General features: G+C 39.6%; 13 protein-coding genes. 11 read left to right on the forward strand and 2 right to left on the reverse strand.

All coding sequences use genetic code 11. The features are described 5' to 3' along the window. The first annotated feature begins 44 nt into the window (after positions 1-44). The 8 genes from A5888_RS17740 (at position 45) to ahpF (ending at position 8409) form a co-directional block, all read left to right on the forward strand. A complete protein-coding gene (locus tag A5888_RS17740) occupies positions 45-932 on the forward strand; it encodes an ABC transporter ATP-binding protein (RefSeq protein ID WP_086350965.1) in 888 nt (295 codons plus the stop codon). After that, positions 929-2143 (forward strand): hypothetical protein, encoded by a 1215-nt coding sequence (locus A5888_RS17745; protein WP_086350966.1) that lies wholly within the window; start codon positions 929-931, stop codon positions 2141-2143. Before A5888_RS17740 ends, A5888_RS17745 begins: the two co-directional genes overlap by 4 nt. Continuing rightward, positions 2127-2750, forward strand: coding sequence for a hypothetical protein (locus A5888_RS17750; protein ID WP_086350967.1), 624 nt, complete (start codon positions 2127-2129; stop codon positions 2748-2750). Before A5888_RS17745 ends, A5888_RS17750 begins: the two co-directional genes overlap by 17 nt. A gap of 668 nt (positions 2751-3418) precedes the next feature. After that, positions 3419-4543 carry a tyrosine-type recombinase/integrase gene (locus A5888_RS17755; protein ID WP_086350968.1) on the forward strand — a complete coding sequence of 375 codons (1125 nt, stop codon included), beginning with the start codon at positions 3419-3421 and terminating at the stop codon, positions 4541-4543. Positions 4544-4713: 170 nt separating this feature from the next. Beyond that, entirely contained in the window at positions 4714-5127 is a 414-nt protein-coding gene (locus A5888_RS17760) for an RpiB/LacA/LacB family sugar-phosphate isomerase (protein WP_086350969.1), read from the forward strand. 267 nt (positions 5128-5394) lie between these two features. Then, a complete protein-coding gene (locus A5888_RS17765) occupies positions 5395-5850 on the forward strand; it encodes a hypothetical protein (RefSeq protein WP_086350970.1) in 456 nt (151 codons plus the stop codon). A 369-nt stretch (positions 5851-6219) separates the two neighbouring features. Then, positions 6220-6780 (forward strand): alkyl hydroperoxide reductase subunit C, encoded by a 561-nt coding sequence (ahpC, locus tag A5888_RS17770; protein WP_086350971.1) that lies wholly within the window; start codon positions 6220-6222, stop codon positions 6778-6780. A 96-nt stretch (positions 6781-6876) separates the two neighbouring features. Then, positions 6877-8409, forward strand: coding sequence for an alkyl hydroperoxide reductase subunit F (gene ahpF / locus A5888_RS17775; protein WP_086350972.1), 1533 nt, complete (start codon positions 6877-6879; stop codon positions 8407-8409). Between the two features lie 63 nt (positions 8410-8472). Here ahpF and A5888_RS17780 read toward each other — a convergent pair whose 3' ends face one another. Together A5888_RS17780 and A5888_RS17785 are read right to left on the reverse strand one after the other, a co-directional pair. Beyond that, complete coding sequence (locus A5888_RS17780; protein WP_086350973.1) at positions 8473-9381, reverse strand: AraC family transcriptional regulator; 909 nt, start codon at positions 9379-9381, stop codon at positions 8473-8475. 171 nt (positions 9382-9552) lie between these two features. Further along, positions 9553-9948 (reverse strand): DUF4809 family protein, encoded by a 396-nt coding sequence (locus A5888_RS17785; protein ID WP_086350974.1) that lies wholly within the window; start codon positions 9946-9948, stop codon positions 9553-9555. Between the two features lie 247 nt (positions 9949-10195). Here A5888_RS17785 and A5888_RS17790 point away from each other — a divergent pair, with 247 nt between their 5' ends. From A5888_RS17790 to A5888_RS17800, 3 genes are all read left to right on the forward strand, one after another. Further along, a complete protein-coding gene (locus A5888_RS17790) occupies positions 10196-12964 on the forward strand; it encodes a sigma 54-interacting transcriptional regulator (protein ID WP_170924910.1) in 2769 nt (922 codons plus the stop codon). Between the two features lie 73 nt (positions 12965-13037). Continuing rightward, positions 13038-13460, forward strand: coding sequence for a PTS sugar transporter subunit IIA (locus tag A5888_RS17795; protein ID WP_086351047.1), 423 nt, complete (start codon positions 13038-13040; stop codon positions 13458-13460). 12 nt (positions 13461-13472) lie between these two features. Next, positions 13473-13943 (forward strand): PTS sugar transporter subunit IIB, encoded by a 471-nt coding sequence (locus A5888_RS17800; RefSeq protein ID WP_086350975.1) that lies wholly within the window; start codon positions 13473-13475, stop codon positions 13941-13943. The last annotated feature ends 14 nt before the right edge of the window (positions 13944-13957 follow it).

Genomic DNA, 13957 nt, shown 5'->3' on the forward strand with positions numbered 1-13957 from the left:
TGTTTTCTATGATGACTGTAGAAACGAATAAGGGAAGTGAGTAAATGAGTATCAAAATTAAACAGCTCAATCAATTTTATGGAAAGAAGCAGGTGCTGCATGATCTCAACTTGACGATCGAGACAGGGATGTACGGATTACTGGGAAGAAATGGAGCTGGTAAATCAACCCTGATGAAAACACTTGCTACACTATTGCCGTGCAACGATGGTGAAATCGTAATGGAGGACATCCGTATTCAGCATCGAAAGGACATCCGATCGATCATTGGCTACCTGCCTCAGGAATTTTCAATGTATGGCAATATGAACGCCTACGATGTGCTTGATTACTTAGGGATATTATCCGATTTGAGTACAGCAAAACGCAAGGAAAGAATTCGAATTGTACTGGAACAAGTCAATCTAACGGTTCACCAAAAGACAAAGGTTAAAGCAATGTCAGGAGGAATGAAACGAAGACTAGGTATTGCACAAGCGCTTCTTCATGATCCTAAGGTTCTGATTGTGGACGAACCGACAGCTGGACTTGATCCGGAGGAACGGCTGCGTTTTCGGAATCTTTTGGCAGAACTCGCGGATCAACGTATCGTGTTATTGTCGACGCATATTGCAGGAGATATTGAGGCAGTAGCAGAAAATCTGGCAATTCTGGATCAAGGAAGGATTATTTATTCCGGTACCGTTTCAGAGCTGCTGGAATCAGCAGAGGGACATATTTTTACCATACGCATCCCTCGAACAGAGCTGAATGCGGTCAAACAACAAGTACAGGTCATCAATCTTTATCAAGAGGGCTCTCATATCGATGTTCGTTTTATTGGAAAAGAGAACGAGCAAATGATGGACCATCCGTTGCTTCTGGAAGCTTCTCCGACACTGGAAGATGCCTATCTTTACATCCTGCAGAATAGGGCAGGTGTTGAAAAATGATCTCACGTTTACTAGGAAAAGAGATGAAGCTGACGCTAGTCAGTCTGACGTACTGGCTGATTGTAGCGGTCATAAGTCTATTTATTTTTACTCAGATTGGAACAGAGATAACGGTCATTCAAAAGCCAAAGCCGACAGATGAATCTTTTGGGATGACACAAACAAAAGATAAACAGCTGATTCAAAAACAAACCTATGGTACCTTGTATCTGGAGTTCCATTCGGACAGCTACGGTACATACCCTTTGGGTTTCCATAAGGGTGTGACTCTTGATGAAGATGAGCAACAGGAGGTTCAAAAAATACTTGAGCAGGCTTCAGGACTGACAATGACTGAATTGGAGCAGGAGTATGAGGCACAGGTAAAAGAAAAAATGGAGGACTATTTTGATAATAACCTCTATGTATTTCCGTTGAGGGCAGACGCTTCCTACGAGCAATTTGAGAGGGATATGCTGCGTGTAACTGATATCGTGGGAGCAGGTTCCTCTTATGAAAAGGATGAGTATCTGAGTGCTGCGGTAGAGCCGAAAACCTATAAGCAAGCTTTGAAGGAATACCAGTTGATTGTAGAGAAGGATCGAGTAACAGGGGCTTATGCAAGAATGGTTTGTGATTATTTAGGAATTATTTTGGGGATTATCCCTGTTTTTCTAGGGGCAACGGTTGTTTTACGAGATAAAAGAGGTCAGGCGGAGCAAGTCATTTATTCTAGGGCTATCTCCTCCATTCGATTAGTGGGAAGCCGCTATGTTGAAACTGTTCTACTGCTTTTATTACCAGTTGTTTTGATTAGCTTGATGCCGGCAGTACAAGTGCTGGCTATAGCAGATAAGCTAGATGTCTCAGGGGATCTTTTGTTGTTTTTCCAGTATATATTGGGTTGGCTTCTTCCGACCATTCTGTTTGTTGTTGGACTAAGCTTTTTTATAACAGAGCTTTTTGGAGGGATCGCGGCGATTGTTGTTCAGGTTATTTTCTGGCTCGTTTCAATTTTTTCAAACAGTACCACAATTGTTGGTGGGATTGGTTTGAACTTGATTCCACGGTTTAACAAAGTGGGGGAGAGAGCCATCTTTGAGCATATTTTTGACGAGTTAGTCTGGAACCGCGTATTCTTTGCTGGTGTAGGGCTCCTATTGTTTCTATTAGCCGTTGCCATTTATGATTATAAGCGGAATGGAGGTCGACTACTTGGAAAAAGTGTATAGTATCGGTAAAAATTTTATTCGCTGCCACTATCTTTTCTATCTTTTTGGTGGGGTCCTTTTTCTGATGATTTTGCCCTTTTTTGTTGGACTTGAGAATCTGGATGTCTTTCAAAGTGCTAAGGTTATTGAGTATTGGTATTCATTGATAGGGCTGCTGTTGCTGTTTCCATTGTATTTACCAGATAACGATACAGCAGCGCTGGCAATTATTCGGTCAAAGCGGACTTCTTATCGTTGGATCGTGGGCATTCGTTTGCTTCTGGAAGTCATTTGTAGTTTGTTATTTTTAAGTGTTCTCTTGTTTTTGATGAAGCGTGGGAGCAGCAGCTTTCCGGAAAGCTATTTTATGTTAAGAGGACTTGGTACAGCACTATTTCTTGGTGGTATATCCGCGATGACTTTTGCGTTTATTAGACATCCTGTGCCGAGTATTATGATTCCGTTTCTCTATTATCTGCTGAACATGATGAGCAAAAAGACCTATTTTGGTCGCTTTGATCTGTTTTCAATTGCACAAGAAAACTGGCAGGATGGCTGGTTGTTGCTTGTATCGGGAAGCTTATTGTTGCTAATCAGTGTATGGATAACTGGAAAAGCGAGAGTGTAAATCGATTTCTGCAATCAAAGTTAGCAGTTACTGTGTACAGAAAAATGTTGTTGAAGAAAAATGCACTATAAAATGGAGTAGTTTCATTTTAACTATAGACCATTTTTACAAGATATATGTTCTCTAATAGAATAATGATAAAAAAGCAAGACGAGATAGTTTATCTTAGTCTTGCTTTTTTTTATAGGAAATCACTTGATGTAAAAAAAATCGCTAAAATTGTTTATTATTTAAATGGTTTTTATGAAGAATGTTTTTGAATTCTTGTAAAAGTATATTTTAAAATATAGAATATAAACGAAATGAATTTAAATCATATATCTGATAGTTGACGGTTTATTTCATGTTTAAAAAGCCTATAGTAGAGATAATAGTTGTTTTTATTGATGGAAAGAGCATTTCTCTTGTTGGGTTCTATAACAAAAAGAATATTTAATCTCGGAGATATTATACTCTTCGGATTTTTTTCAATAAATATTGATGGAACAGAAGCCTGTTTGATGCTCCACATACTTTTTTTGAGATGAGGCCAGAAGAAGGCCTAATTTTTATTTATGTCCGTCAAAGTCAAACTAATAGAGGGTGTATCTTTTCACTGTATCAAAAAGCCAACTATTTGGAGGCATTAGTATGAGCCTAAAATCTATTATTGTAAGGAGAGAACGCCTGTGGCACGAAGAGGAGAAAACATTTACAAACGTAAAGATGGCCGATGGGAAGGTAGATACGTCAAATCAAGAGACAAAAATGGAAAAATCATTTTTGGGTATGTTTATGCAAGGAAGTATGCTGAATTGAGAGAAAAGCTTACTTTGAAAAAAATGGAATATGCCAGTGGGATCGATCAGCAGAATCTTTATAAGGGAACTGTTTCGGAATGGATGAACTATTGGTTGGATTATTTGATGGCGAAGAAAATCAAGGCTTCTACGTACGCAAACTATCGTGGGCGACTGAAGAAGCATATCAATCCTTATTTTGATGAGATTCTTTTGACTGATCTGACTACGGCGAAAGTGGAGGAATTTATTCATCACTTGATTGCCCTTGGTTTGTCAGCAAAATCCGTTCATTGTATTATCAATATCTTAAAGTCGGCGATTCGAAAGGCTGTCATGGAGGAGCTATTGATAAAAGATCCCTGTGCAGGCGTTATTCTACCTCGCTTGAAGAAAACATCCGTTTCTGCGCTGACAAAAATTGAACAAGAGCGTCTGGAGCAAGTCGCGTGGCGAGAAGTAGAGTGTTCTCCAGTCATTCTTTCCTTATATACTGGAATGCGTATTGGCGAAATCAGCGCTTTACGCTGGCGAGATATTGATTTTACAGCAAATATCATCTCAGTCGAACATACATTGCAGCGAATCATGATTTCCGAGGGAGAGGAACGTCGAACGAAGGTAATCATCAGCCAACCAAAAACAGGAACCTCCCAACGAGCATTACCTCTGGCAAAGAATTTGAAAAACTATTTGCTGGAAAAGAAACAATCGTCTACCTCAGAATTTGTGATTTCCTGTAAAGATGGGTATGCTGAGCCACGGCTGATCAATTACAGATTTAAAAAACTATTGGAGGCAGCGAGGATAGAATCTGTTAATTTTCATGCGTTAAGACACACCTTTGCTACGCGTTGTGTAGAAGAAGGTGTTGATATTGCCACGCTTAGTAAGCTGTTGGGGCATACATCGATCAAGTTGACGTTGGATACGTATACAGATTCTATGTGGGAAAATCGTCAGAAAGCTGTTTCGCTTCTTGATAAAAGAATCAAGAGGGGCAGTGCTGCTTGAAATTGCTGCTTGTAATTACGCATTTTTTGAAAATAATATTATTTTTTTAGCACAAATGGTTTGAAGAAATAAAAAGTGATTTGGGTTGAAAGAGTATGGGTACCTCCGAAACTTCCGTTATTCTATAGATAAGGGAATCGATAAGTAAAGTATTAGGAGGAGAGTGAGCGATGCGGCTTGGAATAGGAAACGACCATAAAGGTTATTATTTAAAAAAGACCATCGGCTATTACTTGAAAGAGCAATTATATGATTTTATTGATTTGGGAACGAGTAATGGATTTGAAGTGGTTGATTATTCAGCTTGCGTAGAGGATATCTGCAAAAAGATACAACACGAAGAAATCGATGGTGGAATTCTGATTGGTGGTACGGGCATTGGGATGTCTATTTGTGCAAATAAGTATCAGAATATTCGAGCTGCCTTAGTACAAGACGTGTTTTCTGCCAAAATAGCGAAAGAGAGATATGATGCTAATATTCTCTGTCTGGGAGAGCAAGTTTGCGGAGAAGGCTCTGCGCGTATGATCATTGATGTGTGGCTGCAGACGGCATTTCAAGGAAATCAACAGACGGTGTTGTAGTAAATTAAGAAAGTCGAAAAGCTGCATCTTCCTCCGTTCTTTAATTGAGAAGCGGTAAATGAAACGAATCAGATATGAGAGGGAACGGAAACTATTCTTTTGTAGCATTCGTTTGACAGTTAGTTGCTGTGCAAGTAGAGCTTTTAAAAACAAAGACTGCTTGCACTTTTTTCTTTTAAGAGATAGGAATGATAGAATAGAAGAAAACACAGGACAGCAATTACTTGAAAAAAGAAGTGATTGTCTTCTTTTATAAGGAGTAGGCTAATGATCACACCAGCGTATCCAAACCAGCGAAAACACGAAGGACTCATGTCAGAATTAAAGCAAGAGCTCGTCAGCCGGCCGCATTATATCTATTTGGATGAAGGAGAAGTTTTTTCAAATATCCAGCCAAGAGTGATACATACAGATAAATACTATGACGCATTTGAGCAATCAAAGAATACAGTTCTTTTTTGGAGCTCAAAAACACGACTGCATTCTACAAAAGCTATCTATGCAGTGAAGGATCGAACGATTACCTTTGATAAAGTGATAGATACGAATCAAGGCGAGTTCGAGTGGGTGGGGAGAAATTTTTGCCTAGCTGCGTTTGGAGCTCAATTTGTGCTGAAGGAAGAGGTGGATTGGCTCAAGATACCAAGCAAATTCATGGAAATAAATCATTCTAAGGGACGTATTGAAGATGATTTTGTCCGAATCAAAATAAAAGACTTATGAAAAAATTTATAGGAATTTCAATGATTTTCATGCGAAAAAGTAACGTTAAAAATTGAACAAAATGATAGGATAAGTAATACATTTTTCTGATAATTACTCTAAGAAAAGATAGAGAATGGAAAAGGTTAATTGAGAATGGATGGGCTTGTTGAGAAAGATAATCATTTCACAAACTCTGTATTTAAAGGGATTTCTGTTTCTTAATTATAATGATTACAATTTTTTAACAATTATAATTTCCTCTTGACTTTTTTTCAGACAACAGTGATAATTTTAATTGTAATTTCATTTTATCTTTTTGGAGAATGAGGTTCGAGTGAAGCTGTTACTAATTATTATTACTAATATATTATCGGGAGGAATTTTATCATGTCATTAATTGGAAAAGAAGTAGAAGAGTTTGCAGCAAAAGCGTACCACAATGGAGAATTTATTGATGTATCGTCAGAAGATTTCAAAGGGAAATGGAACATCGTCTGTTTCTACCCAGCGGATTTCACGTTTGTATGCCCAACTGAATTGGAAGATTTACAAGAACAATACGCAACCTTAAAAGATTTAGGCGTAGAAGTTTACTCTGTTTCTACAGATACTCATTTCACACATAAAGCGTGGCATGATCATTCAGACGCAATCGGAAAAATCGAATACATCATGATCGGCGATCCTAGCCATAAGATTTCTCGAATCTTTGATGTATTAGATGAAGAAGGCTTGGCACAACGTGGGACATTTATCATTGATCCAGATGGCATTGTGCAAACAGTTGAGATCAATGCAGATGGTATCGGCCGTGATGCGAGCGTTCTGATCGACAAAATCAGAGCAGGTCAATATGTGCGCAAAAATCCAGGTGAAGTTTGTCCTGCTAAATGGAAAGAAACTGGCGAAACGCTAAAACCTAGCCTTGATCTTGTAGGTAAAATCTAAGCAGAACCGCTAATAAAGTAGAACGATCAAAACAGCTGCGGCAATGAGAAAATCAACGTCAGCAGCTGTTTTTTATCAAAGAAAAGGAGCACACACATGGCATTAGATACAGAAATCAAAGAACAGTTGGCTCAATACCTTGAGCTTTTAGAAAATAATATTGTTTTGAAAGCAAGTGTAGGAACAGATGAGAATTCTCAGAAGGTATTAGAGCTTGTTGAAGAAATCACGTCGATGTCTTCAAAAATTTCAATGGAAAATACTCAGTTAGATAAAACACCAAGTTTTGCTGTGGATCGTACAGATGGTGCCAGCGGTGTCGTTTTTGCAGGCTTACCACTAGGTCATGAGTTTACTTCACTGGTATTGGCGTTGTTACAAGTCAGCGGTCGTGCACCAAAAGTAGACGATAGCGTAATCAAACAAATTCAAAGTATTGATAAAGAGCTTCATTTTGAAACATATGTTAGCCTGACTTGTCATAACTGTCCGGACGTTGTTCAGGCATTGAATATTATGAGTGTACTGAATCCAAAAATTTCACACACCATGATTGAAGGCGGTATGTTTAAAGAAGAAGTTGAAGCAAAAGGAATCATGGCAGTACCAACGGTTCTGTTGAATGGAGAAGAATTCTCCAGCGGACGTATGACGATCGAACAAATTTTTGAAAAAGTTGCCGGACCGGCAGATGCTTCTGAATTTGAAGACAAAGAACCCTATGATGTATTGGTTATCGGCGGTGGACCTGCAGGAGCAAGTGCTGCTATCTATGCTGCTCGTAAGGGAATCCGTACAGGTTTAGTTGCTGAAACTTTTGGTGGACAAGTTCTTGAAACATTGGGGATTGAGAATGTGATTGGTACGCCTTATACAGAAGGGCCTAAATTGATGGCTCAAGTAGAAGCTCATGTGAATGAATATCCCGTTGATGTAATGAAATCGCAGCGTACTGCGAAGCTTGAGAAGAAAGAGCTAGTTGAGGTAACCTTGGAAAATGGTGCCGTTCTGAAAAGTAAAACAGCAATTCTTGCAACAGGTGCACGCTGGCGTAATGTAGGCGTTCCTGGTGAGAAAGAGTTCAAAAATAAAGGGGTAGCTTATTGCCCACATTGTGATGGTCCTTTATTTGAAGGGAAAGATGTTGCTGTTATCGGTGGAGGAAACTCCGGAATTGAAGCAGCTATCGATCTTGCAGGAATCGTGAAGCATGTCACTGTACTTGAATTCATGCCTGAGTTGAAGGCCGATCAGGTCTTACAAGAGCGTCTATACTCATTACCGAACGTAACAGTGAAGAAAAATGTTCAAACAAAAGAAATTACTGGGACAGATAAGGTAAACGGGATTACTTATGCCGATCGTGAAACGGGCGAAGAGGTTCACTTGGACGTTCAGGGAGTCTTTATTCTGATTGGTCTGGTACCGAATACAGACTGGTTAGGCGATACACTTGACCGTACGAAGATGGGTGAAATCATTGTAGATAAACGTGGTGCCACGAATGTTCCAGGTGTCTTTGCAGCTGGAGATTGTACAGACAGTGCATATAAGCAAATCATTATTTCAATGGGATCAGGAGCTACTGCTGCTCTAGGTGCATTTGATTATATGATTCGTCACACATAAGAATAGATAAAAAAAGACAGGAACAACTTTCGCTTGTAGCGTGTTGTGGTTCCTGTCTCTTTTTTAATTTTTGTCCTCGATCGGTAGCCATAATTCCATATAGGAGCCTTCCGGAGAGCTGTTGTAATACATTTCCGGAGAGTACATCGACAGGGTCAAGTCATGTTTTTCCACCCATAGGCCGCTATACTTGACTGCTTTATTGAGTGCCACAGTGACCAACTCTTGAAAGTTTTCTGCTTCGAACCCGCAAACAACATATTCTCTTGCCGGAAGTGTCCATTTAGAAAAGCGATCATCTTTTGTTCCATTGGCAACTTCTGCACCTGCAAAATAAGTAAAGTTGCCTTCAGGTGCATTTCCTAAATAGGCGACACCAAGCTCTCTGCTATTTTTGATTCGGGGAATATCCCGCTTGTTTTTATGGAATTTCCCCCATACTTCTCCGGGAATATCTATACCTGTCGCTTCACCATTTGGCAACTGTCCTTCAATTGGCACATACCCTTCAAAGCCTAGAAAAGAAATAGGTGTTTCCAACTTTTTTCTATTGAACTCAAGAACAAGCCCGTCGCTGATCAAGGGCACTCCTTCATCAATTAGGATGTAATTCAATGCGAGATCTGGCTTATCAAACTGATTCAGCATAACAGGGCTTTCGCGATAATATTCAGGTGTCATACCATAGGCTTCTTTGAATGCTCGAGTGAATGTCTCGTGACTGTTGAAGCCGCTCTCCAATGCAATATCTAGAATCCTCATTCTTTTGTTTGAGAGCAGATCAGAAGCGTGAGCGAGTCGTCGAAACTTGATATATTCTCTTGCCGGCTTTTTGACTAGTCGTGAAAAAAGTCTTTGATAATAAAAGGGCGAAAGGTTTGCTAAAGCAGCGAGATCATCGATCTTGATCTCCTCTTCTAAATGTTCTTCAATAAAATCTACTGTGACTTGAATGGCTTCCCATGCGTGCATTATCAGCACCTCCTTGTACCCAGAATAGCATAACAAAGACTTTGTGATTTGATGCTGTCTGCTTTTTTTAGGGAAGATTTTTTCTGTTGCTCATAAGTTGGTTCAATGTTAAAGCACAATACTGAGTTCGTTTTCTATATTTTTTATGAGTGATGCAGTATCCAGCACTTTTTATTCCACTTCAAAGTCTATTGCTTCGATTTTGAAGAGCGTAGTCAGAAGCTCGTTGACTTTTTCTGTCAGTTCTCTGGTATCTTCGATGCGATCCTTCGTTTGAAGCTCTCCGTCAAGACTTTTATAAGTTAACAGATCGTATTCTTCAAAGAGTTGTACCTCATAGCCCGCTTTTGTAAAAGAAAGATAGTCGTCAAGCACATCCATTTTCATTTCCTGCTTGAAGCCATTTTTTAGTACGATCGTCATGACCAAAGAAGAGACAGTCAGCTCTTCCAACGGGATATCGCGGTCATCTATGGACAAGGTGTAAGACACACATTTTACGACACCACAGGCATTGCAGCCCCCTTCAGTCAAATCTATGACACTGCTGATAATTGCTTTTGTCATTATTCCTCCGTCCTTTCCTATCTGTCTATTTTATTGATTTGAGACAGTATTCATTTGCTACAATTGATTATAATAAAAAATGTTCATCTGAACCAGACTTCTTTTGCAGGATGCTGTAAGTTATGAACTTTTCAATGACAAAAGGTTTTGTTTCCAGAACATATGCTAAGAGCTCTGTAAAATAGCGAAGGACAAAACCTATTGACTTTGTGACGTTCTAATTTAAGATAAAAGGGAGGTGATGGGGATGTTGAAGGAACGATTACTTGCATATTTAGAAAATCAAACGGCTTTTTTTCATTTGGAAAATGTAAGCGATGTATTTACTGCAAAAAAAATTGCTGAGCAGTTTTCAATTAAGAGGAATACGGTCAGTCATCATTTGAACCAGTTGAATGAAGAAGGTAAGATAGTCAAAATCACTACGAGACCGGTTTATTTTTTTCATAAAGAAGCCTTCGAGCTTCAATTTTTTGCGGTTGCTAAAACAGTCTATTCAAATTTGGAAGAACTACAGAAGGAACAACCGTTATTCAATAAGAAACAGGATATTTTTTCTTTGTTGATTGGGCATGACAGGAGCTTGGCCCGAAGCATTGAGAAGCTGAAAAGTGCCGCTTTTTATCCGGATGGCGGGCTGCCGATTCTCTTGACAGGAGAGAGTGGGACAGGAAAAAGCTACATGGTTCGAATTCTCCATCAGTTTTGTTTAGAGAATGAGTTGATAGCGGATGATGCACCATTGGTAACCTTCAACTGTGCGCAATATGCGAATAATCCAGAGCTTTTGACAAGCAATCTTTTTGGACATGTAAAGGGGGCATACACAGGTGCAGAGAGTGATCATGTAGGTGCTTTTGAGTCAGCAGATGGTGGATGTCTTTTTCTTGATGAGGTTCATCGATTGACACCAGAGGGACAGGAGAAGCTGTTTACGTATCTCGATCAGGGAATCATTTATCGGATGGGGCAAACAGATCGACCAAAAAAAGTCAATGTTCGCTTGGTCTTTGCGACAACAGAAGAGCTGACTAGTACTTTTTTGACCACTTTTATTCGACGAATACCCGTTCAGATCGAGTTGCCGGCGTTGTCTAAAAGAACGCAAACTGAACGCCAGGAAATTATCCTTTCCTTTTTTATTCAAGAGCAACGAAAGATCGGTCGACCGTTTTCCGTTTCTGCTCAGGTCATTCATCTTTTGAAGCATACGGTGCATTCAGGAAATATCGGGGCATTGAAGAATATGGTACGAGTCACTGTAGCGAAAAGCTTTGCGGAACAACGAAACAGCAATAGGATAACCATCACGATTCATCAACTGCCGGAAGAATTATTGAGGCAACAACCTAACCTAACCGTTGCTATGGAACAAGCGATTGAAATCAATGAGCGCACAGTGTTGGAATCATTGATGACTAAAATCGATAAAAGACAAACAAGAATTATTGAAACCTATGAAAAATTACTGACAGATTTTCAAGATGGTGGTAGTCTGGAAGCTGCCGAAGAGGCACTTAGATCAGTAGTTGAGCAGCTCTTTGATTTTCTTTTGTTCGAAACAGACCGTTCTCAAAATCAAGAGCTGTTATTGTTCATGACCCAATATGTTCGTGAAGCCTTGAAGCAGACCGAAACTTCCTATCAAATCACGTTTGATGGAAATAGTGTCTATGCAGTCAGTTATTATCTGTTTCAGCGCAGTACAGTTCGATGGGTACCGGACGATCCAGAAGTGATTCAATTGATCGATAGGCTTCATGGGGAAATTAGGAGACGTTATCCTCAGAGTTATCAATATGCGGAGCGTATCCTTGAATTGATCAAACCACGTCTGGATATTGATGTATTCGAAATGGATAGAATTATCCTAACACTTTATTTGAACAAGCTGGATCTGTTGAAAGAAAATAGCAGACCAAGAGCAATCATTGTGGCTCATGGCTATGCGACGGCGAGTAGTATTGTGAATGTCGCGAATCGTCTACTGAGTAAAAATATTTTTGAATCCTTTGATATGCCGCTAGATACAACACCTCATGAGATTGCAGAAGAAGTTATGCAATATGTAGAAAAAAATGATGTCTCCAACGGCTTAGTTATTTTAGTAGATATGGGTTCGTTGAAAGAAATCTATCAGTATTTTTCTAAAACCCTATCTGCGCCGTTAGTCATCATGAACAATGTCTCCACACAATTGGCATTGGCTGTTGGGGAAAAGCTACAGATGAATGACGGACTAGAACAATTGGTGGAAGCCTGTTTACCGTATACGCAAACAGAGTGGGAGATCATTTATCCGGAAGACAACAAATCAAAAGCAATTCTGACGACGTGCTTTACTGGGATCGGTACAGCAGCGAAAATCAGTCAATTATTGGAAAAAAGCTTGCCAAAGGATGCTTCTCTGCAGGTGATTCCCTATGAGTTCGATGTTTTAGAGCAAAGAAAGAAACAGGATGCAGTATTTGGGTTGTATGATGTCGTAGGCATTATCGGAACCGCTGATCCAAGCATCAAGGACATCCCCTATCTCTCTTTGGAAGAATTGATTTCAGGAAAAGGGACGCATAGCTTATTTGACTGGCTGAATCAATTGATGGATAAAACAGAGGCAGAGCAAGTGAATCATCGACTTATTCGAAATTTCTCGTTGGAAAAAGTGATTGATTCCGTTACGATTTTAGACACAGAAAAGGTTATGTCGGAAATTGAACTGTTTATGCGTGTGCTGGAAGAGCTGACGCAAGAGCGCGTGCCAAATGATCGACGCTTGGCGTTGTATGTGCATATCAGCTGTTTGATCGAGCGCTTGATCAGAAATATTCCGATTCAACATTATAGTGGCTATGAGGCACTTTACCAGTGTCATGAAAAACGACTCTCTTTGATCAAAGAAGCATTTAGTGTCATAGAAAAGGATTATAGTGTCATCATTCCGGATTCTGAGATTGCCTATATTTTTGACATTCTCTTTAAAAAGACTGATACAGCAACCCTTGAAGAAGAATTTTAAATAAAATGTTGTGCGTGCCATTTTTTTTGGCACGCTTTTTGCTGTTAATAAAAGTGTAAGAGAGGTGATGAGAGTGAAACGGAAACTAGTCTTAGCCAGCCATGGCAATTTTGCGGAAGGCATCAAACATTCATTAGAGCTGATTTGTGGGAATACAGCCCCCATTCAAACGATCAATGCCTATACAGAAGAAGGCTTTGATCTGACTGCCGCTGTTGCACAGATAATGGCTGAGCAAGCAGCGGATGAACAGCTGATAGTGGTGACGGATTTGTTTGGCGGCAGTGTAAATAATGAGTTTCTGACGTATATCTATCAAGAAAACTTTTTCTTGATTGCCGGTATGAATCTACCGCTTTTGATTGAGCTAGTCACACAGCTGAATAGTCCACAACCAACGACAGAATGGATTCAAACGATTTTAAACAGCTCGAAACAGCTGATTCAATTCTGCAATACATCTGTTGAAGCAGAAATGATAGAAGAGGATTTTTAAGGAGGGAAAAAAATGATCAAATTATTGAGAGTCGACCATCGTCTGTTACATGGTCAGGTTGCTTTTTCATGGACACAGGGGTTAGGTGCAGATTGTATTTTGATTGCTAACGATGATGTGCCGGTCAATGAAATCAGAAAGACAACGATCAAACTGGCAAAACCGCAAGGAGTCAAATTAGTTATTAAAACTATTGAAGATTCGATCAAGGCACTTCAAAGTGGTGTCACAGATAAATACAAGTTATTTATTGTTGTTGAATCGGTGAGCGATGCGTATCGACTAGCTGAAGCGTATTCGGATATTCGTCAAGTAAATCTGGGGGGCATGAAGGTAAGAGAAGGGACGCGATCGATTGGGAAGGCCGTCAATATTCTGCCAGAGGAAGAAGAGCTAGTAAAAAAAATGGCGAGTAATGGTGTGGAAGTTGAGATTCGTCAGGTGCCGGCAGATAAGAAAATTGTTGCTACAGAGGTATTGTAAAAAAGAAAGGAAAT

This window comes from Enterococcus sp. 9E7_DIV0242, assembly GCF_002140975.2.
Classification (GTDB): Bacteria; Bacillota; Bacilli; order Lactobacillales; family Enterococcaceae; genus Enterococcus_L; species Enterococcus_L clewellii.

Bases quoted from the DNA above. Each gene is read 5' to 3' on its own strand.
- A5888_RS17740 (WP_086350965.1), top strand. From the start codon at position 45: ATGAGTATCAAAATTAAACAGCTCAATCAATTTTATGGAAAGAAGCAG.
- A5888_RS17745 (WP_086350966.1), top strand. From the start codon at position 929: ATGATCTCACGTTTACTAGGAAAAGAGATGAAGCTGACGCTAGTCAGT.
- A5888_RS17760 (WP_086350969.1), top strand. From the start codon at position 4,714: ATGCGGCTTGGAATAGGAAACGACCATAAAGGTTATTATTTAAAAAAG.
- A5888_RS17765 (WP_086350970.1), top strand. From the start codon at position 5,395: ATGATCACACCAGCGTATCCAAACCAGCGAAAACACGAAGGACTCATG.
- ahpC (WP_086350971.1), top strand. From the start codon at position 6,220: ATGTCATTAATTGGAAAAGAAGTAGAAGAGTTTGCAGCAAAAGCGTAC.
- ahpF (WP_086350972.1), top strand. From the start codon at position 6,877: ATGGCATTAGATACAGAAATCAAAGAACAGTTGGCTCAATACCTTGAG.
- A5888_RS17780 (WP_086350973.1), bottom strand. From the start codon at position 9,381: ATGCACGCATGGGAAGCCATTCAAGTCACAGTAGATTTTATTGAAGAA.
- A5888_RS17785 (WP_086350974.1), bottom strand. From the start codon at position 9,948: ATGACAAAAGCAATTATCAGCAGTGTCATAGATTTGACTGAAGGGGGC.
- A5888_RS17790 (WP_170924910.1), top strand. From the start codon at position 10,196: ATGTTGAAGGAACGATTACTTGCATATTTAGAAAATCAAACGGCTTTT.
- A5888_RS17800 (WP_086350975.1), top strand. From the start codon at position 13,473: ATGATCAAATTATTGAGAGTCGACCATCGTCTGTTACATGGTCAGGTT.